The following is a 25751-nucleotide window of genomic DNA, read 5'->3' on the forward strand; positions in this document are numbered from 1 at the left end:
ACCGGCCCGCCCCCAAGTCATGGCACCCGTCCGTTACTTGACCGCGCCCGCCATCACGCCGGACACGAACTGCCGCTGGAACGCGAAGAACACGACCAGCGGGACCACCATCGAGATGAACGCGCCGGGCGCGAGGACGTCGACGTTGTTGCCGAACTGCCGTACCTGCGTCTGCAGCGCGACCGTGATCGGCTGGGTGCCCGATTTGGTGAACACCAGCGCGACCAGCATGTCGTTCCACACCCACAGGAACTGGAAGATGCCCAGCGAGGCGATCGCCGGACCACCCAGCGGCATCACGACCCGGGCGAACAGCCGCAGTTCGCCCGCGCCGTCCAGACGGGCCGCCTCCAGCAGCTCGCGCGGGATCTCCGCGAAGAAGTTCCGCAGCAGGAACACCGCGAACGGCAGCCCGAAGCCGACGTGGAACAGGATCACGCCGAACACCGTGCCGAACAGGCCCAGGTTCCCGAAGAGTTCCGCGATCGGGATCAGCGCCACCTGCACCGGCACCACCAGCAGCCCGACCACCAGCAGGAACCACCAGTCCCGCCCGGGGAACTCCATCCACGCGAACGCGTAGCCCGCCAGCGAGCCGATCACCACGACCAGGATCGTCGCCGGCACCGTGATCAGCACCGTGTTGACCAGGGAGTCCTGGATGTCCGGGTTCTCCAGCAGCGACCGGTAGCTCTCGAAGGTCAGCTGCGACGGCTCGGAGAACACCGTCCACCAGCCGCTCTCACCCATGTCCTCCGGCGTGCGCAGCGACGAGATCAGCAGACCGATCGTCGGCACCAGCCAGAACAGGCCCACCACGATCAGGAACACGCGCAGCACCCCGCCGCTGACCGCCCCCACCAGCCGCGCGCCGAGCGACCGGCGGCCCTGGACGGAGGAGGAGGCGGGCGGCGGCGCCGCCTTGGTGACACTGCCGGCGTCCGTGGTCATCGCCGTACCTCCCGCCTGAGCCTGCGGATGTTGAACCACATCACCGGAATCACCAGCAGCAGCAGGAACACCGCGATCGCGCTCGCGATGCCCGGCTGGTCCTCCGAGAAGCCCTTGCGGTACAGCTCCAGGGCGAGCACGTTCGCGTCGTCCTGGGAGGAGCCCGGGGCGATGATGAAGACCAGGTCGAAGATCTTCAGCACGTTGATCATCAGGGTCACCACGACCACCGCGAGGACCGGCGCCAGCAGCGGCACCGTGACCTTGCGGAACACCTGCCACTCGTTGGCCCCGTCGACCCGTGCCGCCTCCAGCAGGTCCCTCGGGATGCCCGCGAGCCCCGCCGCGATGAGGACCATCGCGAAGCCCGCCCACATCCAGATGTACGACCCGATGATCGACGGCGTCACCAGCGCCGGGCCGAGCCAGTCCAGGCCGTTGTACGCCTCCTTGAAGTTGCTCGCCGGCAGCCTCAGCACAGCTCCGTCCGCGCTCGCCGGCAGCGTGAACGTGCCGTCGGAGGCCGCCTTCGCCGTGGCCACCACCTTGCCGTCCTTGACCGCCTCGATCTTCATGCCGGCATAGCCCAGCTCGGCGGAGTCCACCGCGTTCAGCTTGCCGACGCCCTTGCCGCGCGTGAAGTCCTGCCAGGTCGTGCCCGTGATCTTCCCCGGGTCGGCCTTCGGCGCGGCCGCGTTCTTCGCGCTGTCGGGCATCTGGTCCGGGGCGACACCGACGAGCGGCAGCGTGACCGCCTGACCGGTGTGCACCGGCGCCTTCGTGACGAACCCGCCGCCCTTCGCCGGCTCCAGCGGCGACTCACGCCCCGGGTGCGCCTTGGGGAAGGCGGACGCCTCGGCGAAGGTGTCGTGCACGCCCACCCACACCGCGTTAGCCACGCCCTTGTCCGGGTCCTGGTCGTACACCAGCCGGAAGATGATGCCCGCGGCCAGCATCGAGATCGCCATCGGCATGAAGACGACCAGCTTGAACGCCGTGCCCCAGCGCACCCGTTCGGTCAGCACCGCGAAGATCAGCCCGAGCGCGGTCGCGATCGTCGGCGCGAACACGACCCAGATGATGTTGTTCTTCAGCGCGGTGCGGATGCCCTCGTCGGTGAAGAGGGCCTTGTAGTTGTCGACGCCGGCGAACGAGTCCCCGGACTGGTCGTAGAAACTGCGGATCACCGAGTACCCGATCGGGTACACCACGAGCGCGCCCAGCAACACCAGCGCCGGCAGCAGGAACAACGCCGCCACCGTCCTGCGGGTGCCGGTCACGCTCTTGCGCCCACGGGGTACGGGGGGTCTCGCCGGATTCTTGGCGACACCCCCCGCGGCTGTCGACGCCATCGCGTCAGCTCCCGTAGGCCGCGGCCGCGTCGGCCTCCAGCTTGCGCTGCGCGCCCGCGACGTCGGACGGGTTCTTCAGGAAGTCCTGCAGGTCCTTCCACTCGCCCTTGCCCGGCGTGCCGCCGAACGACTGCGGCGCCTGGTCGGACATGTCGAACCGGAAGTCGTCACCCGAGTCGATCAGCGCCTTGGCGATCTTCTGCTGCACCGCGTTCGGGTACGCGTCGTTCGGCACGTTCTTGTTCGGGGAGAGGTAGCCGCCCAGCTTCGCCTGGATCGTCGCCGCCTCCGGCGAGGCCAGCCACTTCACCAGCGCCTGCGCGCCCTTGGAGTCCTTCAGGATCACCGCCGCGTCACCGCCGGTCACCACCGGGGCGGTGTCACCCACGGCCGGGAACGGGAACACCTTCGCGTCCGTGCCCACCTTCGCCTTGGTCTGCGCGATGTTGACCTGCACGAAGTCACCCTCGTACACCATCGCCGACTTGGGCTGGTCGCCACCGGTGAAGGTCTGCTCCACGGAGTCGGTGAACGACGTCTGCAGGGCGCCCTTGCTGCCGCCCGCGACCCAGTCCTTCTTGCCCCAGATCTGCGCGAGCGTGGTCAGCGCGTCCTTCACGGACGGGTCCGTCCACTTGATCTGGTGCTTCGCCAGCTGGTCGTACTTCTCCGGGCCCGCCTGCGAGAGGTAGACGTTCTCGAACCAGTCCGTCAGCGGCCAGCCGTCGGCGCCCGCCACCGAGAACGGGGTGACGCCCGAGTCGTACACCGTCTGCGCGGTGTTCAGCAGGTCCTTCCACGTCTTCGGCTCGCTCGCGCCCGCGTTCTCGAAGACCTTGGCGTTGTACCAGATCAGCGACTTGTTCGCGGCCTTGTAGTACGCGCCGTACTGCTTGCCGTTCACCTTGCCGATGTCCTGCCAGCCCTGCGAGTAGTTCTTCGCCAGCTCCGACTGCACGTCCGCGTTGAGCGGCTTCGCCCAGCCCTTGTCGACCGCCTGCTTGATGGCGCCGGGCTGCGGGAGCATCGCCACGTCCGGCGGCTGCCCGCCCGCGACCTTGGAACCCAGGAAGTTGATGATCGGGTCCTGTGCCGGTACGAAGGTGATCTTCGCGCCGGTGCGTTTGCTGAACTCCGCCAGGACCTGCTTGAAGTTCTTCTGCTCGTCGCCCGTCCAGACGGCCGCGACCTCCAGGGTCGTCCCGTCGAGCTTCGGGAGAGCGAGGGCGCCGCCGCTCTCCGTGCCCTTGGTGCTGCCGCCGCTGCCGCCGCCGTCGTTGTCGTCGCCCCCGCAGGCGGAGAGCGAGAGCGCGAGCGCTCCCGCGGCCAGGGCGGCGGCGGCCCTCATCGATGTACGTGTCCGGTGTGTGCTGCTCGTGCTGCGCATGACTGCCCCGTTCTTCGTCCTCGTCGAACGTCGAGCGCTGTCCCGTGCGCTCTGGTCTACGCCGGGTCACCGGGGTCGGCAAGAGCGCCTACGGTGTCAAGCGGAGTTTCGTGACCGCGTCGTGACGAGGCACGGGGCGGGCCGGCCGGCCCGCCTCCAGCATGGACCGCGGGGGCGGGGCCGGCATGCCGGAGGGGGCCGGGCGGGGCAGCGGCCTCACAGCAGCGACGGCACCTGCGCCGCCGACACCTCGCGGGCCGCCCGCTCCAGGGCGCTGGCCAGCAGGGCCAGGTCGGTGGGGCCGTTGCCCAGCTCGCGCACCGGGCGGCGGGTCGGCGGGTCGCCCATGCGGTGCCACTCCAGCGGCACGACCGTCGGCCGCAGCGTCGCCGTCCGCGGGATACGGCCCGTGACGCGCCCCGCCTGGAACGGCGTGGTCCGCCCGTCCGTGCCGGTCAGCCTCCCGCGCCCCGGCGCCGGATCGTCCGCCCCGGACCCCGGCGCGTCCAGCGCGACCCGCAGCGCGGCCCGCCGGGCCGGCTCCGACTCCGCCGTACGCCCGCCCGGACCGGCCGCGGCCACCAGGTGCACGCCGAGCCGCTCGCCGCCCCGGGCCACCGCCTCCAGCGCCCGCATCACCGACCCGGCCGCCGGGCGGCCCGGGGAGCCCAGCGCGGGCGAGACCAGCGCGTCCAGGTCGTCCACGACCACCACCAGACGCGGTAGCGGCGGCGCGGTCTCCGCCGGCCGGCGGGCGGCGGACGGACGCAGCCGGATGGTGGAGCTGGGCGGGGCCTCTATGTCACCGGAGCCATGACCCGCCCCCGGGGCGGCCGTCGGGGTGCGCTGGGCGACGATACGGCCGGACACCTCGCGGTGCCGGTGCCACTCGGCGAAGTCCGAACGCCCCAGCAGCTCCGCCCGCCGCTTCAGCTCGGCGCTCAGCGACTGCGCGAACTCCCGCATCCGCACGGGGTCGTTGGCGATGAGATGGGTGGTCACATGCGGGACGTCCGTGCACACCCGCAGCCCGTCGCCCGCGGCGCCGCCCACCCGGTCCCGGCCGTCCATCAGCACGATGCCGAGCCGGTCCGGACGCTCGGCCGCGGCCAGCGACGCGACCACCGCCCGCAGCAGCTCCGTACGCCCGCTGCCGTGCGGCCCCTCGATCAGCAGATGGGGGCCGTCGGCGACCAGGTCGACGCCGACCGGGCCGCGCGGGCCGGCGCCCAGCACGGCCCGGGCCCGGCCGCCGAGCGCGTCGGTGTCGTCGGCCGCGTCCGCCCACCGCGCCATCAGGGACGCCGGGGTCGCCCGGGCCAGCCCCAGCTCCTCCAGCAGCCGCGCCGCCTGCGGCAGCGGCGCCGACACGCGCGCGTGCCGCTCCGCCGGGCCGTCGGGACGCAGCGGGGCCAGGGCACGGGCGAAGCGCTCCGCCCAGGCGGGGGAGACCGCGTCGACCGTGGCCAGGGTGCCGTGGCCGACCGGGGCGGCCTCCCGGCGGGCCACCCGCAGCAGCCGCAGCGCCGTCGCCACGTCCCCGCTGAGCAGCGCCACGGCACCGCAGTCCGCGAAGGTCGGGGACGCCTCGCACGCCGCCCGGAAGGTCTGCGCCACGGGTGACGCGGGCGAGGCCGGGTCCGTCTCCGCCAGGCACACCACGTGGATCCCGGCCCGCGGCCCCTCCACCGCCAGCCGCGCCACCGCCTCCCGCAGCCCGGGCCCACCGGGATCGCCGTCCACCACGACGACGGTGTACGGGCCGGGGTGACCGGGCCCGGCCACGCCGTGGGAGTCGCCGGAGCCGTCGCCGGGGCCGTCGTCGGGGCGGGCCCAGGAGGGGCGGCGGGGGGTGGTGGGGGCAGCGGTGCCGCCCGAAGTGGTCTGGGGGTCCGGGGGGTGGCCGAGGCCCGGCGTGGTGTGGGTCTCCCTGGGGCCGGTGATCCAGCCGTCCACCGGGTGGGCTTCGGTGGAGCGCCGGGCAGGGGTGTCCGTGGGACGGCCGGCGCGCGGTGCGGCCGAGCCGTTCACGGGGTGTGCCGTGCCGAGCCGGGCCGCTTCCGTGCTCCGCTCGGCGTCCTGGTCGGCGAGGCGGCGCAGGAGTTCGTCGGTGCGGGCGGCGGCCTGCTCGCGGTCGTAGGCGAGGAGCAGGCGGCAGTCCTGGCCGTGGCCGGGCCGCACGTGCGGCAGCCAGCCCAGCCAGGACCACTCCGCGGTCCGCTCCTCCAGGGACCGCGCCCGGTCCACGCTGATCAGCACGATCTCCAGGGTGTCCGGCGAGTGCAGCGCCGCCAGCTGCGCGACCACCGCCCGGGCGAGCCCCGACAGCCGCGGACGCGGCCCGGCGAGACCCAGCGCGCCCGCCTCCCGCAGCCCGGCGGTCACCGGTACGGCGGGCAGCAGGCCCGAGCCGTCGGGCGCCGCGCGGTCGGCGGTGCCGAGCCGCACGGTCAGCGCCTCCGGGTGACCCGGCCCGCGCTCCCACAGCCGGGGGCCCGGGCCCAGGGCGGTCAGCAGCAGCGCCGCCGGGTCCGGCCAGGTCTCGGGCACACCCGAGGGAACCGGCTCCGCCGGGGCGGCGCCGGTGCGCTCCTCGTCGTACACCTCCGGCACGACGGCCTCCGCGGCGGCACGCCCCCCGGTCAGCCGCCGCGCCCACGCCGACAGCCCCCGCCGCCGTCCGGTGCCCTGGGGGACGTCGGTGCCGCGCGGTGCGCCCCGTCCGTCCGCGCGCCCGTCCTGAGCGAAGGTCCCCGCGTCGCGCCCAGCGGCGCGCGCGTCCCGTCCGTCTGTGCCCGTGCCTGTGCCTGTGCCTGTGCCCGTGCCCGGAGCGAAGGGTTCGCCGCGCCCGTCCGCCGCCGTGCCGTGACCGTCCGCCCCGCGCACGTCCACCCCCGCCCCATGGGTCGGGAGACCGGTGCCGGGTGTCGGAAGCCCTGTGCCGGGAGTCGGGGCGGTCCCCGGGAGTCCTGACGCCGCGCGGTCCGGTGCTGCTGCCGGGCGGAGGCCGGACGCCGTGCCGTCCGGTGCCGTGCCGTCGGCGCGGTGTCCTGACGCCGTGCGGTCCGGTGCCGTGCCGTCTGGTCCCGCTGGGCGGTGCCCCGGTGCCGTCCCGTCCGCCGCCCCCGGCCGGTGTTCGATCCCCGGTGCCCCCGCCTGCCCCGGCACCGTCGGGTGGGCCGCCGGGCCGCCGGCCGGCCGGGCGCCGGGGGCGGGGCTGCCGGACCAGGTCACGCCGCCGTGGCCGTGGCCGGTGGGCGCGGAGGGGGCCGGGGGGCCGTCCACGCGCGCGGGAAGGGCCTCCGCCGTCTCCGTGCCGCACGGCACGCGCACGTGCCCCTCGCCGTCCGGCGTCGTCGGCACCCGGGCCCCCGGCCCCCCGGCGGGAGCCATCCGCAGGGCCGACTCGCCGATCCGCAGCAGGGAACCCGGCCCGAAGCGCACCGGGCGCTGGTCCACGCGCGTGCCGTCCAGCACCGTGCCGTTGGTGGAGCCGAGGTCGGCGACCGTGACGCGGCCGTCGGGGGAGAGGGTGACCGCGCAGTGCAGCCGGGAGACGTCCGGGTCGTCGAGAGGGACGTCGGCGTCGGCGGAGCGGCCCACCCGCACCTCGCCGCCGTGCAGCAGATGGACACCGCCCGCGTCCGGGCCCGCGACCACGTGCAGCTGAGCCGGGGCGTCGTCCAGCTCGGGATGCGGCTCGGGGTCGGCGGGGGCGCCCAGCGACAGCACCGCGCCGTCGGTCAGCGGGGGCTCGCCGAGCGTGCAGCGCTGGGCGTCGAGCCGCTCCGCACCGGCGTACAGCACCACCGGACCGTCACCGGCCTGCACCGCCGCGGCGAGTCCCGACGCCACCGCGGCCAGAGCCGTCCCCGCGGGCGCGGTGACCAGCACGTCGCAGCTCGCGGCACGGCCGCGCGCCCCGGCGGGGGCCAGCGGATCTACGACGGTCAGCCGGATCTGCATCGGCGTCAGCGGTCCCTTCTGCGCGGGCGCGGACTCCCCCCACCCCACACGAGCACGACGGCCAGTTGCTGCCTGCATCCTCGCACCTGCCACTGACAACACGCCCGGCCGTCCCGGACAAGTGATCTTGATTGGTCGGCTCTGCCCGCAAAAGTGCCTGACGAGCGCGGCGCCCGTGACCGTCCGGGGCCGACTTGAGATCGGTCACGTCCGCTTTCCGCAACCCGGAGGACCACCTGAGGCGTCTTTCCGGTGCAGGACGTACAGGTCTCCGACAGGCCCGGTGCCGGGCACCACGGCACTACAGTGGGTCGGAACGAAGGCAAGGCAAGCAGCAGGGAGCGCGTGACGTGCGGCCAGTCGGCAGCAAGTACCTGCTCGAGGAGCCGCTCGGACGCGGCGCCACGGGCACCGTCTGGCGAGCCCGCCAGCGGGAGACCGCGGGCGCCGAGGCGGCCGTGGCCGGCCAGCCCGGCGAGACCGTCGCGATCAAGGTCCTCAAGGAGGAACTGGCGAACGACGCCGACGTCGTCATGCGGTTCCTGCGGGAGCGGTCCGTCCTGCTCCGGCTGACCCACCCGAACATCGTCCGGGTGCGCGACCTGGTCGTCGAGGGCGATCTGCTCGCCCTCGTCATGGACCTCGTCGATGGCCCCGACCTGCACCGCTACCTGCGCGAGAACGGCCCCTTCACACCCGTCGCCGCCGCGCTGCTCACCGCGCAGATCGCCGACGCGCTCGCCGCCAGCCACGCCGACGGGGTCGTGCACCGCGACCTCAAGCCCGCCAACGTGCTGCTGAAGCAGGACGGCGGCCAGATGCACCCGATGCTGACCGACTTCGGCATCGCCCGTCTGGCCGACTCCCCGGGCCTGACCCGCACCCACGAGTTCGTCGGCACGCCCGCGTACGTGGCGCCGGAGTCCGCCGAGGGCCGCCCGCAGACCTCCGCCGTCGACATCTACGGCGCCGGCATCCTGCTCTACGAGCTGGTCACCGGCCGCCCGCCGTTCGGCGGCGGCAGCGCCCTGGAGGTGCTCCACCAGCACCTGAGCGCCGAACCGCGCCGCCCCTCCACCGTCCCCGACCCGCTGTGGACGGTCATCGAGCGCTGCCTGCGCAAGAACCCGGACCAGCGGCCCAGCGCCGAGAACCTCGCCCGGGCCCTGCGCGTCGTCGCCGAGGGCGTCGGCGTGCACGCGAACGCCGCGCAGATCGCGGCCGCCGAGAACGTCGGCGCGCTGCTCGCCCCCGACCCGGCGCCGGCGCCCGTGCCCGGCTCGGCCGACCCGACGCAGGTGCTGCCGCAGGGACAGGCCGGGGCGTACGACCCCAACGCCGCCACCAGCGTCCTGCCGCACACCGGCGGGCCGGTGCCGGCCGGTGCCGCGGACCCCACCGCCGTACTGCCGCACACCGGGGCGGCCGACCCGACGGCCGTCATGCCGCCCGTACCGCCCGGCGGGCAGCAGCCCGAGCAGCCGCACCCCTGGCAGACCCAGCTGCGCGCCGCCCGCGACCGCAACGAGCAGACGCAGGTCCACCAGTACCTCGACCCCGGCGAGGACCCGCTGCGGCGCCGCCCCCAGCGGCAGGTCGCCCGGCCGCAGCAGCCGCAGCAGCCCCAGCGGCCCGCCCAGCAGCAGCGCCCGCCGCAGCGGTACGCCGCCCAGCAGCCGCAGCAGTACGCGCCGCCCCCGCAGCAGCCCCAGCGGTACGCCGCGCCGCAGCCGCACCAGCCCCAGCAGCCGCCGCAGCAGCAGCGGCCCGCGCGCGAGCCGCGTGCCCCTCGGCAGCGCAGCGCCAACCCGATGAAGATCCCCGGGCTGGGCTGCCTCAAGGGCTGCCTGTTCATGGTCGTCGTCCTGTTCGTCGCCGGATGGCTGGTCTGGGAGTTGACCCCCCTTCAGGACTGGATCGGCACCGGCAAGAGCTACTGGCAGCAGCTGAGCGACTGGTTCGACACGGTCACGGGGTGGATCGGCGACCTCGGCAGCGGCTCGTCCTCGCAGTGACACCTCGGCGAGTCTGTGGATTTGTCGACAACTGACGGGTGATTTCCGTCTCCGCGGTGAGGATCGGCTCGTCGGACGCGTAGTTTTAACGACAACACGCGTCTGTAGGAGCAGTCTTGGCACGGAAGATCGGCAGCCGGTACACCGCCCACCAGATCCTGGGGCGGGGCAGCGCCGGCACGGTGTGGCTCGGCGAAGGGCCCGACGGACCCGTCGCCATCAAGCTGCTGCGTGAGGATCTCGCCTCCGACGAGGAGCTGGTGGGCCGCTTCGTGCAGGAGCGCACGGCGCTGCTCGGGCTGGAGCATCCCAACGTGGTGTCCGTACGGGACCTGGTCGTCGACGGCAACGACCTCGCGCTCGTCATGGACCTCGTCCGGGGCACCGACCTGCGGACCCGGCTGGAGCGGGAGCGGCGGCTCGCGCCCGAGGCCGCGGTGGCCATCGTCGCCGACGTCGCCGAGGGGCTGGCCGCGGCGCACGCGGCCGGGGTCGTCCACCGGGACGTCAAGCCGGAGAACGTCCTGCTCGACATGCAGGGCCCGCTCGGACCCGGGGGCGCGCACCCGGCGCTGCTGACGGACTTCGGGGTCGCCAAGCTGATCGACACGCCGAAGCGGACGCGTGCCACGAAGATCATCGGGACGCCGGACTACCTCGCGCCGGAGATCGTCGAAGGCCTGCCGCCGCGCGCGGCCGTCGACATCTACGCGCTGGCGACCGTGCTGTACGAGCTGCTGGCCGGGTTCACGCCGTTCGGCGGCGGGCATCCGGGCGCGGTGCTGCGGCGGCACGTGACCGAGACGGTCGTGCCGCTGCCCGGCATCCCCGACGAGCTGTGGCAGCTCCTCGTCCAGTGCCTGGCCAAGGCCCCCGCCTCCCGGCTGCGCGCCTCCGAGCTGGCGGCGCGGCTGCGCGAGCAGCTGCCGACGCTGGCGGGGATGCCGCCGCTGGACGTGGACGAGCCGGACGCGGAGGCGGACGGCGAGGACGGCGAGCCGGACGACTTCCGCGCCGACGCGGGCCCGCGGGGCCTCTCCGGGGATACGGCGGACATCTCGCCGTCGGGCGGGCGGGTACGGCGGGGAGCCGTGCCGCTCGTGCCCGGCGCCAAGCCGGACTCCAACCGGGACACGCACACCTCGATGCGGGTGCCGGGGCCGGACGAGCTGGCCGGGGGCGCGCACGGGACGGCGCGGGCGCCTCGGGCGGCGGGGGCGCCGCGGCCGGGGTCGGCCCGCAACCGGGCTGCCGCCCGGCGCCGCCGGGTCACGCTGGGCGTGGCCGGGGTGGTGCTGGCGGCGGCGGTCGGGGTGGGGGCGTGGGTCGCGACGTCCTCCGACGACGCACCGCCTCCGGCGACCCCGACGGCACCCACGTCCCCGTGACAAGGGGCACCGCGCCTGTCCCCGGCCATTTCCCACCCACCCGCCCGATTCGGTGGGCCGAGAGGTGGCCCTCGCCCCGGGGCTCCGCCCCGGACCCCGGCAGGGGCTCCGCCCCCTGCACCCCCGCTTGCCCACCCGCCCACCCGTCTCGGTCGGTTGAATGGTGGCCCTCGCCCCGGGGCTCCGCCCCGGACCCCGGCGGGGGCTCCGCCCCCTGCATCCCGGCGGGGGCTGCGCGTCCTGCATCCCGGCGGGGCTGCGCCCCCTGCATCCCGGCGGGGCTCCGCCCCCTGCATCCCGGCGGGGCTGCGCCCCCTGCATCCCGGCGGGGCTGCGCCCCCTGCACCCCGGCGGGGCTGCGCCCCCTGCACCCCGGCGGGGCTGCGCCCCCCGCTCCCCGGCCGGAGGCAGAACCCCCGCCCCCACCACCCCCGCCCGCTCCCTCGGCCCCCACCCCTTGGCGGAGCCGTTACGCTGGAGGCGTGGCAGTCGTCGATGTATCCGAAGAGCTCAAGTCCCTCTCCTCGACCATGGAGTCGATCGAGGCCGTTCTGGACCTCGACCAGCTGAGGGCAGATATCGCCGTGCTCGAGGAGCAGGCGGCAGCGCCGTCCCTGTGGGACAACCCGGACGAGGCGCAGAAGATCACCAGCAAGCTCTCCCACCTCCAGGCGGAGGTGAGGAAGGCCGAGGCCCTGCGCTCGCGGATCGACGATCTCGCCGTGCTGTTCGAGATGGCCGAGGAGGAGGACGACCCGGACACCCGTGCCGAGGCCGAGACCGAGCTCGCCGCCGTCAAGAAGGCGCTGGACGAGATGGAGGTCCGGACGCTGCTCAGCGGTGAGTACGACTCCCGTGAGGCGCTCGTCAACATCCGCGCCGAGGCCGGTGGCGTGGACGCCGCCGACTTCGCCGAGAAGCTCCAGCGCATGTACCTGCGCTGGGCCGAGGGCCGCGGCTACAAGACGGAGCTGATCGAGACGTCGTACGCGGAAGAGGCCGGCATCAAGTCGACCACCTTCGCCGTGCACGCCCCGTACGCCTACGGCACCCTCTCCGTCGAGCAGGGCACCCACCGGCTCGTCCGTATCTCCCCCTTCGACAACCAGGGCCGCCGCCAGACCTCCTTCGCGGGCGTCGAGGTCCTCCCCGTCGTCGAGCAGTCCGACCACGTCGAGATCGACGAGAGCGAGCTGCGCATCGACGTGTACCGGTCCTCCGGGCCGGGCGGCCAGGGCGTCAACACGACCGACTCCGCCGTGCGCATCACGCACCTGCCCACCGGCATCGTCGTCTCCTGCCAGAACGAGCGCTCCCAGCTCCAGAACAAGGCCACGGCGATGAACGTCCTCCAGGCCAAGCTGCTGGAGCGGCGCCGGCAGGAGGAGCAGGCCAAGATGGACGCCCTCAAGGGCGACGGCGGCAACTCCTGGGGCAACCAGATGCGCTCCTACGTCCTGCACCCGTACCAGATGGTGAAGGACCTGCGCACCGAGCACGAGGTCGGCAACCCCGAGGCCGTCTTCAACGGCGAGATCGACGGGTTCCTGGAGGCCGGTATTCGCTGGCGCAAGCAGCAGGAGAAGTAAGTTTGTCGACAAGGCAACTGTCGCCTCACAGGCGGCAGTTGCCTTTTTGTCTGGGTTCTACATCACACTCACAGCTTGCCGTTTCCCCTAAACAATCATGAACAGGACATCGCGCGCACAACGACCTTGACGCTTCTGTCAAAAGTCGGAAGGGTGCAGGTTGGCATGCGTTATGTCTGGGGCGCATGTGAACCGGGGGACGTGCGCACCTTCTGCTGCCCTCCGTTGATCACGGCCCCGGCCGCGGCCTCATCGACGATCAGCTACTGGGGGTAGCAACCACATGACGAAGAAGACGCGCGTTCGCGTCGCGCGCATAGCGGCCGCCGCCGTGATCGCGGCCGGTGCCTCCCTGACCGCCGCGGGTGCGGCCTCCGCGCTCGAGATCAACATCGGCGTGGACCTGGACGGCACCGACAGCGGCGGCAGCACCGAGGGCACGTCCAGCGGCAGCACCGAGGGTGCGACCGAGGGTGCGTCCGAGGGCGCCTCGGTCGGCGTCTCCGAGGGCGCCAGCGAGGGCACGTCCACGGGTACCTCCGAGGGCACCTCGACCGGCACGTCCGAGGGCACCTCGACCGGCACCTCCGAGGGCACCACCGAGGGCGGCCTGATCATCGGCGGCACCTCGGAGGGCACCAGCGAGGGCACCTCCACCGGCACCTCCGAGGGCACCTCGACCGGCACCTCCACGGGCGCCAGCGAGGGCACGTCGACGGGTACGTCCGCGGGCACCTCGGCCGGCACCACCGACGGCGGCACCGGCAACAACGGCGGATCCGGCAACAACGGCGGTTCCGGCGACAACGGCGGCAACGGCAACGGTGGCGGCAACGGCAACGGTGGTGGGAACGGCGGCGGCGGCAACGCCTCCACCGGCGGTTCCGGCGGCAACGACAACACCACCCCCGACGGCGGCAACGACAACGCCGCTCAGGAGGCCGGTTCCTCCGCGCTGACCGACACCGGCTCGGCCACCTCCTCGACCGGCGGTTCCGCCGCGTCGGCGCAGGGTGACGGCAAGGAGCTGGCGGAGACCGGTGCCGGGCAGACCACCTTCCTGGTCATCGGCGCCGCGACGATGATCGCCGGCGGTGTCGGCTTCCGCATCCTGCCCCGCCTGGTGGGCGGTCGCGGCGGCGCCGCTGCCTGACGGTAGCCGGCGGCACACACGCCGTACGGACCCGCGGTGACGACGAAGGGCCCGGAGCTGTCCGCTCCGGGCCCTTCGCGTGGTCTGTGAGGCTGGATCGGCCGTCACACGGTCTGGTGGGCCAGCAGGGCCACCGCCGCCACCAGCACCGCCAGCAGTGCGATCAGGGCCATCGGGTTCAGGCCTCCGAGAAAGCTCTCCTGCTGCAGCCGCTCGCGGTTCGCCCGGCACACCGGGCACCGGCCCTCGCTCACGGGCGCCGCGCAGCTCGCGCACACCAGCCGGTCGTACGTCATGCGCTCGCCCTCCTTGCACCGGTTCTGTCCCTCATAACGCTCACGGAAACGCGAACGTTCCCCCTCCACTGTGCCAGGTTCCCCCGGAGCGTGCGCGGGGCCCCGGGAAGGGAGGCGGTTTCCGGGCCCCGGCCGCCCCCCGGTCCGCCTTCCGGTCCGGACCCCGCGTCGTGAAGTTCCGTACAAAAACGCACAACCCTCGCGCAACCGCAACCGGTGCCTGCGCCGGTGCACCGGGTTCGCGTATGGTCACGCTCATCTACCTCCGGCGACCCGTGGTGTGCATCCGTGATCCGATTCGACAACGTCTCCAAGGTCTACCCCAAGCAGAGCCGCCCCGCCCTCAGGGATGTGTCCCTGGAGGTCGAGAAGGGCGAGTTCGTCTTCCTCGTGGGGTCCTCCGGCTCCGGAAAGTCCACCTTCCTGCGGCTGATCCTGCGTGAGGAGCGGGCCAGCCACGGCCAGGTGCACGTCCTGGGCAAGGACCTCGCCCGGCTGTCCAACTGGAAGGTGCCGCACATGCGGCGCCAGCTGGGGACGGTCTTCCAGGACTTCCGCCTGCTGCCGAACAAGACGGTCGCCGAGAACGTCGCCTTCGCGCAGGAGGTCATCGGCAAGTCCCGCGGCGAGATCCGCAAGTCGGTGCCGCAGGTGCTCGACCTGGTCGGCCTCGGCGGCAAGGAGGACCGGATGCCCGGCGAGCTGTCCGGCGGTGAGCAGCAGCGCGTGGCCATCGCGCGGGCCTTCGTCAACCGGCCCAAGCTGCTGATCGCGGACGAGCCGACCGGCAACCTCGACCCGCAGACCTCCGTCGGCATCATGAAGCTGCTCGACCGGATCAACCGGACCGGCACCACCGTCGTGATGGCGACGCACGACCAGAACATCGTGGACCAGATGCGCAAGCGCGTCATCGAGCTGGAGAAGGGCCGACTCGTCCGCGACCAGGCCCGCGGCGTCTACGGCTACCAGCACTGACGATCCACGACGGAAAGGCTTAACCCGACGCCATGCGCGCCCAGTTCGTTCTGTCGGAGATCGGAGTCGGTCTCCGCCGCAACCTCACGATGACGTTCGCGGTCATCGTCTCCGTTGCCCTGTCCCTGGCCCTGTTCGGCGGTTCGCTCCTGATGAGCGACCAGGTCAGCACGATGAAGGGCTACTGGTACGACAAGGTCAACGTCTCGGTCTTCCTCTGCAACAAGAGCGACGCCGAATCGGACCCCAACTGCGCCAAGGGCGCGGTGACCCAGGACCAGAAGAACCAGATCCTGACCGACCTGAAGAAGATGACGGTCGTCCAGAGCGTCACGTACGAGTCGCAGGACGAGGCGTACAAGCACTACAAGGAGCAGTTCGGCGACTCCCCGCTGGCGGCCTCCCTCACGCCGGACCAGATGCAGGAGTCGTACCGCATCAAGCTGAAGGACCCGGAGAAGTACCAGGTCATCGCGACCGCCTTCGACGGGCGGGACGGCGTGCAGTCGGTGCAGGACCAGAAGGGCATCCTGGACAACCTCTTCGAGCTGCTCAACGGCATGAACTGGGCGGCACGCGCGGTGATGGCGCTGATGCTCGTCGTGGCGCTGATGCTGATCGTCAACACCGTGCGGGTGTCCGCGTTCAGCCGGCGGCGCGAGACCGGGATCATGCGCCTGGTGGGCGCCTCGGGCTTCTACATCCAGGCGCCGTTCATCGCGGAGGCCGCGGTCGCCGGGCTCATCGGCGGCACGGTCGCGTGCGGCTTCCTGCTGGTGGCGCGGTACTTCATCATCGACCACGGCCTGGCCCTGTCGGAGAAGCTGAATCTGATCAACTTCATCGGCTGGGACGCCGTGTTGACGAAGCTTCCGCTCATCCTCGCCACCAGCCTGCTGATGCCCGCGTTGGCCGCGTTCTTCGCGTTGCGCAAGTATCTGAAGGTGTGACGCACGCCAAGGGGACCGTGCGGGCAAGACGCCGTACGGCCCCGGAGGGTTGTCCTAGACTCACCGCCATGTCAGGTCGTGACCTGTTCTGTCAGCCCCGCCGCGCCGGCCGCGGGGCCGCCCTGACATTGGTGTTCGCGAGCGTGCTCGTCGCCGGTGCCGCCACGGGCTCCCTGCCCGGCACCGGCTCCGGCCACGGCCAGGAGGCCCGCGCCGCCCGGTCCGCGGCCCCCGTGAGCCGGCCCGAGCAGGTCGCGCGGGCCGCCGAGGAGGCGATGGCCGACGGCAAGTCCCCGATGGAGGCCGCCGAACGCGCCGTCAGCCGCAGCGGCGACCGCTGGGGCGCGGTCTACTCCCGGGGCGAGTACGAGGAGTTCCAGGACGCCCTCGACGGCCGCTACACCGGCGTCGGCCTGTGGGCGCGACGCGAGCGGGACGGCCGTATCGAGGTGACCAAGGTGGCCGCCGGGTCCCCCGCCGCCGAGGCCGGGATCCGCGCCGGCGACCGCCTGCGCAGCGTCGACGGTCGACGGGTCGACGGGCGTCCGGTCACCGAGGTCGTCTCCCTGCTGCGCGGCGACGCCACCGGCGCGTCCGCCGGTACGACCGTCACGCTCGGCCTGGAGCGCGGCACGCGCGCGTGGAGCCTCACCCTGCGCCGCGCCCGGCTGTCCACGGACTCGGTGACCGTGCGCCGGCTGGCCGGCGGGGTCACCGTCATCCGCATCGCCTCCTTCACCAAGGGCGTCGGCGACACCGTCCGCACCGCGGTGCGGCAGGCCCCGTCCGGCGCGGGCGTCATCCTCGACCTGCGCGGCAACTCCGGCGGGCTGGTCGCCGAGGCCGTCACCACCGCCTCCGCCTTCCTCGACGGCGGCCTGGTCGCCACCTACGACGTCGACGGCGAGCAGCGCGCCCTGCACGCCGAGCCCGGCGGCGACACCACCCGGCCCCTGGTCGCGGTCGTCGACGGCGGGACGATGAGCGCGGCCGAGCTGCTCACCGGCGCGCTGAAGGACCGCGGGCGGGCGGTCGTCGTCGGCTCCCGCACCTTCGGCAAGGGCTCGGTGCAGATGCCGAGCCGGCTGCCGGACGGTTCGGTCGCCGAGCTGACGGTCGGCCACTACCGCACCCCCTCCGGCCGCGGCGTCGACGGCACCGGCGTCACGCCCGACCTGGAGGCCGACGCGCACGCCGTGCAGCGGGCCCGGACGATCCTCGACGGGCTGGGCGACGCGTCGTAGCCCGCGTAATCCACTTCCCCGGCACCCCCTCCGTAGTGCGAAAATGGACGGCACTATGGCTAAGGAAAAAGGGCGCAAGCTGATCGCGCAGAACAAGAAGGCGCGGCACGACTACCTCATCCTCGACACCTACGAGGCCGGTCTGGTCCTCACCGGGACCGAGGTGAAGTCCCTGCGCCAGGGGAGGGCCTCGCTGGTCGACGGCTTCGTCCAGCTGGACGGGCACGAGGCGTGGCTGTACAACGTGCACGTGCCCGAGTACAGCCAGGGCACCTGGACGAACCACAGCGCCCGCCGCAAGCGCAAGCTGCTGCTGCACCGCGCGGAGATCGAGAAGCTGGAGGCGAAGGCGCAGGAGACGGGGCACACCATCGTGCCGCTGGCCCTGTACTTCAAGGACGGCCGGGCCAAGGTCGAGATCGCGCTGGCGCGGGGCAAGAAGGAGTACGACAAGCGGCAGACGCTGCGGGAGAAGCAGGACCGCCGTGAGGCGGAGCGGGTCATGTCGGCGGTACGGCGCCGGCAGCGGGCGTGAGCCTCCTCGCGTCGCCCTCCCGTCGCCGGGAATGCGCTGGCATCCGCCCGCGTTGGTCACGTACGATGGGACGCGTGCCCCCTGGCGGGTACACGGTTTGAAAAATCAACATGGGGATGATCGGTTTCGACAGCGGCTGTCGAAGCAGGGGAAGCGTGTCGAGGAAGCGGCCATGATCTCGTAAACCACAGGCCGAAAAAAATAATCGCCAACACCAAGCGCGATTCCTTCGCCCTCGCTGCCTAAGTAGCGACTTGCGAAGTGTCAGCCCGGGGCTGTTCCCGACCCGGATCCTGGCATCAGCTAGGGAACTAAACCTTGATCCCGGTCACGGGGTGAAGAGGGAAATCAAACAGTGACTGAGCCCGTCGGAGACTTGTCCGCGTGATCTCCGGGGCCGAGAAAAGCACAGCGGACTGCACACGGAGAAGCCCTGATTCCGCACCGTTGGACGCGGGTTCGATTCCCGCCATCTCCACGAACCCCTTCGGGGGTACCCCATGTGGGCAAGGCCCCGTCGCTTCGAGCGGCGGGGCCTTCGTCTTGCCCTCTTGTGGGGTGTTGCCACGCCCTCTTGTGGGCTTGGTCTGGACCTGCCACGCTGCGTGCGCCACCCCCGCGTCCCGTAGGCCGCTCCTCACCGGAGGCACGTCATGGCACGTCGTATGGCAGGTGCACGTCATAGATCGCTCGCGGTGCTGCTCGGACTCCTCGGCACGCTCCTGGTCCCCACCGCCGCACCCCCGGCCTCGGCGGCCGCGGCCGCCACCACACCGCAGATCCACGGCGCCTGGCACTGCTCCAACGACGCGTGCACCTGGGGCGCGGTCCGCACGGCCGCCGAGTTCGACTCGCAGAACCACTGGCTGATCGACCGCGGCGACGGCCGGCCCTCGGTCAACCTGGTCGTCCTCAGCTTCGTCGAACCGCTCAAACTGCTGCACGGCACCACCGACGCCACCACCGTGAACGGCGTACCGAAGGGCATGACCCGCGAGATCGTGCAGTACTTCACCGCGCACGGGATCCGGGTGATGCTCTCGATCGGCGGCATCACCTACACCGACGCGTGGAACACCGCCCTCGCCGAGAACGCGACCCTGCTCGGGCAGCGCGCGGCGGCGCTGGCGAGCAGCCTCGGTGTCGGCATCGAGATCGACTACGAGGAGAACACCGCCCCAGACCTCACCGGACTCCAGGCCTTCATCGACGCCTACCGCGCGGCGCACCCCTACGACGCGACGGGCGCCGACCCGACCGCCCGCCTCACCCTCGACACCGCCGCCGGGGATCGCTGGCTGATCGCCCTCAACCGCAAGGCCACCGCCGACTGGCTGCGCACCGACTGGCCCGTCCTGGACTACGCCAACGCCATGGTGCCCGCCCGCCAGCCCTCCACCAGCGGCGCGATCGCCAACTGGCAGGAGCACGTGGACGGCAAGCCCACCTACTCCCCGCCGGTGCCGCCGCTGGCGCCCGCGAAGTTCACCGGCGCCGTCTACATCAGCGACCAGTCCAAGTCCCTGCCCGAGTGCACCGACTTCGCGAACTCCCTGCAGAAGTCGACGGGTTCGTACACCCAGACCGTCGCGCCGAACGGTGCCGGCACCTCCTCCGGGATGCTCGGCTACATGTTCTGGGCGGCGGAACGCCCCTCGACGCGGGGGAGCGGGACGACTCCGCCGAACACCTGCGAGGGCGGGGTGGGGGCCGGGGCGACGGCGTACGGGATCCCGGTGCCGATGCCCGCGCTGCGGCAGAGCTGAGAGCGCCGGGGCGCGTGCCCGTCTGTGACACCCCTGTGACCGGAGCTGTGGCCTCCGCCACAGCCCGGCCGGTCCCCTGCTGATGGGGTGACCGGATGCGGACCTTCCCCCTCGCCGCCCTCGCCGGCGCCGCCCTGCTCCTCGCGGCCTGCGGTACGCAGACCCCGGCCGCGCGCGGCGACGGCGACCGCCGCTGCCCCTCCGCCTCGCCGCTGCCCCCGGGCGCGGCGGGGCTGTCCGAGGGCGGCGTGCGGATCACCTCCTTCGCCGGTGCGGCGACCGCGGGCGGCGGCTGCCCGGCGTCCGAGGCGACGGCGACGTACGAGGTCACCAACGACTCGGGGACACCGATGACGTACACCGTCGCCCTCGGCTTCCGCTCGGCCTCCGGCGGGGCGGTCGACGTCGTGACGCAGACGGTGGCCGGGGTCCGGCCGGGCCAGACGGTCCGGCGCACGGTCCGCCCGAACCGACTGCCGTCCGCGGCACCGGCGGTGACGGGTGCGGAGATCAGCAAGGTGCGCAGCGTCCCCGCCGCCGAGGCACCTTCGCAGGGCGGCCCCTGCCCGCGCTCCGGGGTGCGCGTGTACGCCGATCAGGGCGACGCCGCGATGGGGCTCCGCGTGGTGGGCCTGCACCTGGAGAACTGCTCAACCGGCGTCTACCGCCTCGACGGCTATCCCGAACTGCAGCTCCTCGACGAGAAGCACGCCCCCGTCACCGGCGTCCGCGTCCAGCGCGGCGGCGCCGGCATCTCCTCCGGCACCGGCGCCGACGCGCCCCCCGTCCCCCTCGCCCTGAAGCCGGGCGAGGCGGCGAGGGCCACGCTGACCTGGCGCAACACCACCGGGTTCGGCGACCCGGTGAACGCCCCCTACGTCCGCGTCCACGCCCGGCCCGGCGCCGCCCCGGTCACGGTGACCCCGGAACTCGACCTGGGCACGACGGGCAGGCTCGGGGTGGGCGCCTGGCAGCACGCCGACGCGGGCACGCCCTAGGGCGGCGGGAGCTCGGACATCCCCTAGCGCGGCGGCTCGGCGGACGGGTGCTCCCCGCGGCTCCAGCGGTCCCAGTGCAGGACGTGCTCGCGGGGGATCCGGCGGGCCGGCTTGAAGTCGGTGCCGAGGGTGTAGGCCAGCGGGACGAACGCGGCCAGCATGACCTCGTCGTACGGGACCCCGAGCACCTCGGCCAGCTCCCGCTCCAGCGGGCCCTGTGCCGTCGTCCAGGTCGTGCCCAGGCCGCGGGCCCGTGCGGCCAGCATGAAGCTCCACACCGCCGGCAGGATCGACCCCCACACCCCCGCCTGCACGGACACCGGGGCGTGATCGGTGCGCCCCTCCACGCCGGGGATGACGAAGGCGGGCACCCGGTGGATGTGGGTGGCCAGGTGGCGCAGGCCGTCGAAGACCCGGTCGGTGGAGTCGCGGTGGTAGTTCATCCGCCACAGGTCGGCCTCGGTCAGGGGGTGCCCGGTGGCCAGGGGCAGGGCGCGCAGGAAGATGTCGGCGACGGCCCGCCGCTGGGCGGGTTCGGTGACGACGACGAAGTGCCAGCGCTGCCGGTTGCGGCCGGTCGGCGCCTGGGTGGCCAGGTCCACGCACTCCTCGATCAGTGAGCGCGGGACCGGGCGGTCGAAGTCGAGGCGCTTGCGTACGGCACGGGTGGTGGAGAGTAGCTGGTCGGGCGTCAGATCCAGGGTCACGGGCGGGTCCTTGCTCTCGGAGCGTGCGAAGGTGCGGGTCGGTGGGGGCCGTTCACACCGTGGCCGGTGCCTCGGTGCCCCGGGTGCGGGTGCGCAGGCCGGTGTGGGCCAGGGCGGCGCCGGCCAGGGAGAAGCAGCCGGCCACGAGGAAGGCGGCGCGGTAGCTGTCGATGCCGGGCCCGGCCGAGGACATGACCGAGGCGAGGACGGCGACGCCGATGCCCGCGCCGATCTGCACGGCGGAGGTGATCAGCCCGGACGCGAGGCCCTGCTGGTCCTCGGGGAGGGCGCCGACGGCCGCGATGTTGAGACTGGGGAAGGACAGGCCGTTGCCGATGCCGTGCACCACCAGCGCGGGCAGCAGCACCCAGGCGTAGGCGGTTTCGGTGCCGGCCCGCAGGAAGAGCAGGATCCCCGCGGCCTGCACGAGCATGCCGGCCGTCGCGGTGCGGCCCAGCCCCCAGCGGGCGATCGGCCGGCCGGCGACCTTGGCGGTCACCATGATGGCGGCGCCCATGGGGACAATGCCCAGGCCGGTCGCGAGGGCGCCGTACCCGCGGACCTGCTGGAGGTAGAGCACCGCGGCGAACTGCCAGCCGATGGTGGCGCAGGCCCAGGCCAGCGCGGCGAGGTTGGCGCCGGAGACGGCACGCGAGCGGAAGACGCCGAGCGGTACGAGCGGGAACCGCTGCCGCCGCTCGGCGAGCACGAAACCGGCGAGCAGCAGCGCGGCGGCCACCCCGGCGGTCAGGCTCGTCTCGGTCAGCGCGTACACCAGCGACAGCACGCCCGCGGTCACCATGACGGCGCCCACGGCGTCGAACCTCCGGCCCGCGCTGTCGGACCGGCCGTTGTCCGGCAGCGCCATCGGGGCGACGAGCAGCACCAGCAGGGCGATGGGCACCGGCAGGAAGAACACCAGCCGCCAGCTGACCTGGGTGAGCAGCCCTGAGGCGATCAGACCGCCGCTGTAGCCGGTGGCGCCGGCCAGGGCGTACACGCCGAGGGCGCGGGTGCGCTGGGTCTCCTCGGTGAACGTCGTCGTGATGAGGGACAGGGCGGCCGGGGCCGTCAGCGCCGCCGCCAGCCCCTTGACCACGCGGGTGACGACGAGCGGCCATCCGTCGGACAGCACTCCGCCGACAAGGCTCGCGGCCGCGAAGACCGCGAGGGAGAGCAGGAACATGCGGCGCCGTCCGAGCAGGTCGGCGAGGCGCCCGCCGAGCAGCAGGAAGCCGCCGTAGGTGACAGCGTAGCCGGACACGAGCCACTGGAGGGTGTCCTCGGACAGGGACAGGTCCCGCCCGATGGCGGGCAGCGCGACGCCCATCAGCGACAGGTCCATCGAGTCCAGGAACACGGCGGTGCACAGCAGTAAGAGGGCCAGCCGCCTGCGCCCGTCGGGTGTGAACATGCCCATCTCCTTCTCCATCTCCACGCAAATCATCTGTGAGCAGATGATTGGCGAGCATACAAATGGGATGGGTGGAGGGCAAACAATCTGAGGAAAGACGGTTTTGCTACGGTGGGGAGTGAAGGAGGTGGGCCGTATGCCGCCCAGGACCGCCGACCGTGAGGCCGTGTACTTCCCGACGCTCGCCGCGGAGCGCCTCGACATCGCGCTGTGCCGGGCCTCGGCCGCCGTGGCCCGCGCCGCGGAGGCCCGGGCGAACGAGTCGGGGATCGGCGTCGGACAGCACCTCGTGCTGAAGATGCTCGCCGAGGTCGGACCCACGTCGCAGCGCGTGCTGAGCGATCAGCTGCGCATCGACCGCAGCGTCATGGTCGGCATCTGCGACAGCCTGGAGCAGGCGGGCCACGTACGGCGCGAACGCGACGCCGGGGACCGCCGGGCCTACGCCGTCACCCTCACCGACTCGGGCCGGCAGCTCCTCGCCCGCGCCGAGGAGGACGTGCCGGCGTTCCTCGACGACACCTTCGCGCCCCTCGCCCCGGCCGAACGCGAGCAGCTCAGCGCGCTGCTCGGCAAGCTGCTGCGGCTCGACGCCTGAGGAGGCGTCACCCCCCGTCTCCGCACCCAGGATCCGCCCCGCGATTGTGGGTGCGCGCCCCATATCGGAGGGTCGTTCACGCTTCTACCGTCCCTCCGCATGACACCGACCAGAGCCGCACACCCCCACCTCGCCGGCCCGCGTCACCGCCTCGCCGGCGCACACCCGCGCATCGCCGCCGCGCTCGCGGCGCTGCTCGTCGCGCTGGGCCTCGGCCTCCTCACGCCCGGCAGGGCCGCCGCGGCCTCCCTCCAGGAGGTCACCGGCTTCGGCAGCAACCCCGGAGCCCTGCGCATGTTCCGCTACGTCCCCGACGGGCTGCCCGCCGGCCGGCCCGTGGTCGTCGCGCTGCACGGCTGCACGCAGAACGCCGCCGGATACGGCACCGGCAGCGGCTGGCTCCAGCTCGCCGACCGCTGGGGCTTCTCCGTCGTCCTGCCGCAGCAGCAGAGCGCCAACAACGCCTCCTCCTGCTTCGACTGGTTCCAGACCGGCGACATCCAGCGCGGCCAGGGCGAGGCCGCGTCCGTCGCGCAGATGGTGGACCGGCACCTCGCCGACGTGGGCGGGGACGCCTCGCGGGTGTACGTCACCGGGCTGTCCGCGGGCGGCGGCATGACCGCCGTGATGATGGCGGCGTACCCGGAGAAGTTCGCCGCCGGAGGGATCGTCGCCGGGCTGCCGTACGGCTGCGCGCAGGCCGCCGGGTCGCCGTACGTGTGCATGTACGTCGGCGCCACCCAGACCCCGCGCCAGTGGGGCGACCGGGTGCGCGCCGCCCGCCCCGGCTACACCGGCCCCTGGCCGGCCCTGACCGTCTTCCAGGGCACCGCCGACTACACCGTCAAGCCGGTCAACATGACCGACCTGATGAAGCAGTGGACCGACGTGCAGGGCGCCGACCAGACCGCCGACGTCAGCGACACCGTCGCCGGGTATCCGCACCAGGTGTACCGGGCGCCGTCGGGTGCCGCCGTCGTGGAGACGTACAGCATCACCGGCATGGGGCACGGGCAGCCGGTGGACCCCGGCAGCGGGGCCGGGCAGTGCGGGACGGCCGGGGCGTACCTCCTCGACGTCAACCTCTGCGCGGCGTACCGGATGGGCGTGGGCTGGGGTCTCGACTCGGCCTGAGCTGCGTCACCTTGTCCGGAGGGCCGCCCCGGGAGGGCCCGCTGACGGACCGGGAGGCCGCGACGGACAGGAGCAGGGCCGTCGCGGCCGCCGCCACCGGGACGCCGTAACCCGCCGCCGGGGACAGGTGGTCCGCCACCCAGCCGCCGGTCGCGCTGCCCGCCGCGATGCCGCCGAGGAGGCCGGTCACCGCGAGGGTCATGCCCTCGTTGAGGCGGCCCTCGGGGGTGCGCTCCTGCACCAGGGTCATCGTCGTGATCATCGTCGGCGCGGTGGCCGACCCCGCGATCAGCAGGGCGGCGGCGAGGAGCGGCAGGGCACCCGAGAGGGTCGCGGCCAGCAGGGGCAGGGCCAGCAGCGCGGCCATCGCGGCGAGGCACCACGGGTAGCGGCGCGCGGCGGAGCCCTTCGCCCCCACGGCGCCGTACACCAGCCCGGCCACCGCCGAACCCGCCGCCTGGAACGCCAGCACGACCCCCGCGGCCGTACGGTGCCCATGGGCGTCCGCGAACGCGATCGTGACGACCTCCATCGCGCCGAACACCGCGCCCGTGGCCAGGCACACCGCGAGCAGCGGCGGCATGCCGGGGGCGGTGAGCGGCGACTTCCGCGCCCGGTGCGCCGGGGTGGCCGGCGGCTCGGTCGAGCGCTGCGCGGCGAACAGCAGCACGCCCGTCACCAGCAGCACCCCGCCGACCAGCGTGCCCGCCTCCGGGAAGAACGTCCCGCACAGGAACGCCGCGAGCACCGGCCCCAGCATGAAGCACAGTTCGTCCGCGGCCTGCTCGAAGGAGTTGGCGGTGTGCAGCGCCTCGGCGTCGCCCTTCAGCAGATGGGCCCAGCGGGCGCGGGACATGCCGCCGGTGTTCGGGGTGGTGGCGGTGGCGGCGTAGGAGGCGAACAGGGTCCAGCCGGGGGCGCCGTAGCGCACGCACAGCAGCAGGCTGAGGCTGCCGAGCGCGGCGACCAGGGTCGCGGGGACGGCCACGCGGGCCTGCCCGTACCGGTCGACCAGCCGCGCCACCCGCGGCGCGAGCAGCGCGGTCGCGGCGAGGCCGGTCGCGGTGACGGCGCCGGCGAGGGCGTACGACCCCCGGGACCCGGCGATCATCACGACCGCGCTCACGCTGAACATGCCCATGGGCAGCCGGGCGAGGAGGTTGCCGAGGGTGAAGGCGAGGGCGCCGGGGACGGCGAAGAGGCGGGCGTAGGGGCGGAGCGGGGCGGGCAGTGCGGGCAGGACGGGCAGGTCCGGCAGCGCAGGGCGGGAGGGCATGGACACCACCGTCGCCCGGAGTGGATCACCGGGTCCAACACCTGTTCGGGCCGG

General features: G+C 73.3%; 20 protein-coding genes and 1 other RNA gene. 13 read left to right on the forward strand and 8 right to left on the reverse strand.

All coding sequences use genetic code 11. The features are described from left to right. Nucleotides 1-33 precede the first annotated feature (33 nt). The 4 genes from IE308_RS19175 to IE308_RS19190 form a co-directional block, all read right to left on the reverse strand. On the reverse strand, nucleotides 34-951 hold the full coding sequence (locus tag IE308_RS19175) for a carbohydrate ABC transporter permease (protein ID WP_190218890.1): 918 nt from the start codon (nucleotides 949-951) through the stop codon (nucleotides 34-36). Next, nucleotides 948-2231 carry a carbohydrate ABC transporter permease gene (locus tag IE308_RS19180; protein ID WP_229908952.1) on the reverse strand — a complete coding sequence of 428 codons (1284 nt, stop codon included), beginning with the start codon at nucleotides 2229-2231 and terminating at the stop codon, nucleotides 948-950. Before IE308_RS19180 ends, IE308_RS19175 begins: the two co-directional genes overlap by 4 nt. Before the next feature lie 76 nt (nucleotides 2232-2307). Continuing rightward, a complete protein-coding gene (locus IE308_RS19185) occupies nucleotides 2308-3690 on the reverse strand; it encodes an ABC transporter substrate-binding protein (protein ID WP_190218892.1) in 1383 nt (460 codons plus the stop codon). Nucleotides 3691-3906: 216 nt separating this feature from the next. Continuing rightward, nucleotides 3907-7656: an FHA domain-containing protein gene (locus IE308_RS19190; RefSeq protein ID WP_190218893.1), complete on the reverse strand. Its 3750-nt coding sequence runs from the start codon at nucleotides 7654-7656 to the stop codon at nucleotides 3907-3909. A gap of 350 nt (nucleotides 7657-8006) precedes the next feature. On the opposite strand from IE308_RS19190, the gene IE308_RS19195 reads away from it, so the two are divergent. The 4 genes from IE308_RS19195 to IE308_RS19210 all read left to right on the forward strand — a co-directional run bounded on the left by IE308_RS19195 (nucleotide 8007) and on the right by IE308_RS19210 (nucleotide 13801). Beyond that, nucleotides 8007-9671, forward strand: coding sequence for a serine/threonine-protein kinase (locus IE308_RS19195; protein ID WP_110628518.1), 1665 nt, complete (start codon nucleotides 8007-8009; stop codon nucleotides 9669-9671). Between the two features lie 116 nt (nucleotides 9672-9787). Continuing rightward, entirely contained in the window at nucleotides 9788-11059 is a 1272-nt protein-coding gene (locus tag IE308_RS19200; RefSeq protein WP_110628517.1) for a serine/threonine-protein kinase, read from the forward strand. 482 nt (nucleotides 11060-11541) lie between these two features. Beyond that, entirely contained in the window at nucleotides 11542-12648 is a 1107-nt protein-coding gene (prfB, locus tag IE308_RS19205; RefSeq protein WP_110628516.1) for a peptide chain release factor 2, read from the forward strand. Between the two features lie 283 nt (nucleotides 12649-12931). After that, nucleotides 12932-13801: a hypothetical protein gene (locus tag IE308_RS19210; protein ID WP_190218894.1), complete on the forward strand. Its 870-nt coding sequence runs from the start codon at nucleotides 12932-12934 to the stop codon at nucleotides 13799-13801. Between the two features lie 104 nt (nucleotides 13802-13905). On the opposite strand, the gene IE308_RS19215 is transcribed toward IE308_RS19210, so the two are convergent. Next, nucleotides 13906-14097: a hypothetical protein gene (locus tag IE308_RS19215; RefSeq protein WP_110628514.1), complete on the reverse strand. Its 192-nt coding sequence runs from the start codon at nucleotides 14095-14097 to the stop codon at nucleotides 13906-13908. Between the two features lie 288 nt (nucleotides 14098-14385). Between IE308_RS19215 and ftsE the strand changes: the two genes are divergently transcribed. From ftsE to IE308_RS19250, 7 genes are all read left to right on the forward strand, one after another. Continuing rightward, nucleotides 14386-15075: a cell division ATP-binding protein FtsE gene (ftsE, locus tag IE308_RS19220; protein ID WP_110628513.1), complete on the forward strand. Its 690-nt coding sequence runs from the start codon at nucleotides 14386-14388 to the stop codon at nucleotides 15073-15075. A 32-nt stretch (nucleotides 15076-15107) separates the two neighbouring features. Next, on the forward strand, nucleotides 15108-16025 hold the full coding sequence (gene ftsX, locus IE308_RS19225) for a permease-like cell division protein FtsX (RefSeq protein ID WP_110628512.1): 918 nt from the start codon (nucleotides 15108-15110) through the stop codon (nucleotides 16023-16025). Nucleotides 16026-16093: 68 nt separating this feature from the next. Continuing rightward, on the forward strand, nucleotides 16094-17269 hold the full coding sequence (locus IE308_RS19230; RefSeq protein WP_190218895.1) for a S41 family peptidase: 1176 nt from the start codon (nucleotides 16094-16096) through the stop codon (nucleotides 17267-17269). Nucleotides 17270-17324: 55 nt separating this feature from the next. Beyond that, the gene (smpB, locus tag IE308_RS19235) at nucleotides 17325-17804 is read left to right on the forward strand and encodes an SsrA-binding protein SmpB (protein ID WP_110628510.1); all 480 of its coding nucleotides are present in this window, start codon (nucleotides 17325-17327) and stop codon (nucleotides 17802-17804) included. A 112-nt stretch (nucleotides 17805-17916) separates the two neighbouring features. Continuing rightward, nucleotides 17917-18285, forward strand: a transfer-messenger RNA (tmRNA) gene (gene ssrA / locus IE308_RS19240). 184 nt (nucleotides 18286-18469) lie between these two features. Further along, complete coding sequence (locus tag IE308_RS19245; RefSeq protein ID WP_190218896.1) at nucleotides 18470-19570, forward strand: glycoside hydrolase family 18 protein; 1101 nt, start codon at nucleotides 18470-18472, stop codon at nucleotides 19568-19570. A gap of 95 nt (nucleotides 19571-19665) precedes the next feature. After that, nucleotides 19666-20568, forward strand: a complete 903-nt coding sequence (locus IE308_RS19250; protein ID WP_190218897.1) for a DUF4232 domain-containing protein — start codon at nucleotides 19666-19668, stop codon at nucleotides 20566-20568. Nucleotides 20569-20591: 23 nt separating this feature from the next. On the opposite strand, the gene IE308_RS19255 is transcribed toward IE308_RS19250, so the two are convergent. Then, complete coding sequence (locus IE308_RS19255) at nucleotides 20592-21275, reverse strand: nitroreductase family protein (protein WP_190218898.1); 684 nt, start codon at nucleotides 21273-21275, stop codon at nucleotides 20592-20594. Nucleotides 21276-21327: 52 nt separating this feature from the next. Then, the gene (locus tag IE308_RS19260) at nucleotides 21328-22689 is read right to left on the reverse strand and encodes an MFS transporter (RefSeq protein ID WP_190218899.1); all 1362 of its coding nucleotides are present in this window, start codon (nucleotides 22687-22689) and stop codon (nucleotides 21328-21330) included. A gap of 136 nt (nucleotides 22690-22825) precedes the next feature. Between IE308_RS19260 and IE308_RS19265 the strand changes: the two genes are divergently transcribed. Further along, nucleotides 22826-23287: a MarR family winged helix-turn-helix transcriptional regulator gene (locus tag IE308_RS19265; protein WP_110636558.1), complete on the forward strand. Its 462-nt coding sequence runs from the start codon at nucleotides 22826-22828 to the stop codon at nucleotides 23285-23287. Between the two features lie 99 nt (nucleotides 23288-23386). Continuing rightward, nucleotides 23387-24421: an extracellular catalytic domain type 1 short-chain-length polyhydroxyalkanoate depolymerase gene (locus tag IE308_RS19270; protein WP_190218900.1), complete on the forward strand. Its 1035-nt coding sequence runs from the start codon at nucleotides 23387-23389 to the stop codon at nucleotides 24419-24421. Here IE308_RS19270 and IE308_RS19275 read toward each other — a convergent pair. After that, nucleotides 24366-25697: an MFS transporter gene (locus IE308_RS19275; RefSeq protein ID WP_229908953.1), complete on the reverse strand. Its 1332-nt coding sequence runs from the start codon at nucleotides 25695-25697 to the stop codon at nucleotides 24366-24368. The genes IE308_RS19270 and IE308_RS19275 overlap by 56 nt on opposite strands. Nucleotides 25698-25751: the final 54 nt, after the last annotated feature.

This window comes from Streptomyces griseosporeus (genome assembly GCF_014656055.1).
Classification (GTDB): Bacteria; Actinomycetota; Actinomycetes; order Streptomycetales; family Streptomycetaceae; genus Streptomyces; species Streptomyces griseosporeus.

What these genes read in the sequence shown, in the direction of transcription:
- IE308_RS19175 (WP_190218890.1), bottom strand. Translation starts at nt 951, where the DNA reads ATGACCACGGACGCCGGCAGTGTCACCAAGGCGGCGCCGCCGCCCGCC.
- IE308_RS19185 (WP_190218892.1), bottom strand. Translation starts at nt 3,690, where the DNA reads ATGCGCAGCACGAGCAGCACACACCGGACACGTACATCGATGAGGGCC.
- IE308_RS19190 (WP_190218893.1), bottom strand. Translation starts at nt 7,656, where the DNA reads ATGCAGATCCGGCTGACCGTCGTAGATCCGCTGGCCCCCGCCGGGGCG.
- IE308_RS19210 (WP_190218894.1), top strand. Translation starts at nt 12,932, where the DNA reads ATGACGAAGAAGACGCGCGTTCGCGTCGCGCGCATAGCGGCCGCCGCC.
- IE308_RS19215 (WP_110628514.1), bottom strand. Translation starts at nt 14,097, where the DNA reads ATGACGTACGACCGGCTGGTGTGCGCGAGCTGCGCGGCGCCCGTGAGC.
- ftsX (WP_110628512.1), top strand. Translation starts at nt 15,108, where the DNA reads ATGCGCGCCCAGTTCGTTCTGTCGGAGATCGGAGTCGGTCTCCGCCGC.
- IE308_RS19230 (WP_190218895.1), top strand. Translation starts at nt 16,094, where the DNA reads ATGTCAGGTCGTGACCTGTTCTGTCAGCCCCGCCGCGCCGGCCGCGGG.
- smpB (WP_110628510.1), top strand. Translation starts at nt 17,325, where the DNA reads ATGGCTAAGGAAAAAGGGCGCAAGCTGATCGCGCAGAACAAGAAGGCG.
- IE308_RS19245 (WP_190218896.1), top strand. Translation starts at nt 18,470, where the DNA reads ATGGCAGGTGCACGTCATAGATCGCTCGCGGTGCTGCTCGGACTCCTC.
- IE308_RS19250 (WP_190218897.1), top strand. Translation starts at nt 19,666, where the DNA reads ATGCGGACCTTCCCCCTCGCCGCCCTCGCCGGCGCCGCCCTGCTCCTC.
- IE308_RS19260 (WP_190218899.1), bottom strand. Translation starts at nt 22,689, where the DNA reads ATGTTCACACCCGACGGGCGCAGGCGGCTGGCCCTCTTACTGCTGTGC.
- IE308_RS19265 (WP_110636558.1), top strand. Translation starts at nt 22,826, where the DNA reads ATGCCGCCCAGGACCGCCGACCGTGAGGCCGTGTACTTCCCGACGCTC.
- IE308_RS19270 (WP_190218900.1), top strand. Translation starts at nt 23,387, where the DNA reads ATGACACCGACCAGAGCCGCACACCCCCACCTCGCCGGCCCGCGTCAC.
- IE308_RS19275 (WP_229908953.1), bottom strand. Translation starts at nt 25,697, where the DNA reads ATGCCCTCCCGCCCTGCGCTGCCGGACCTGCCCGTCCTGCCCGCACTG.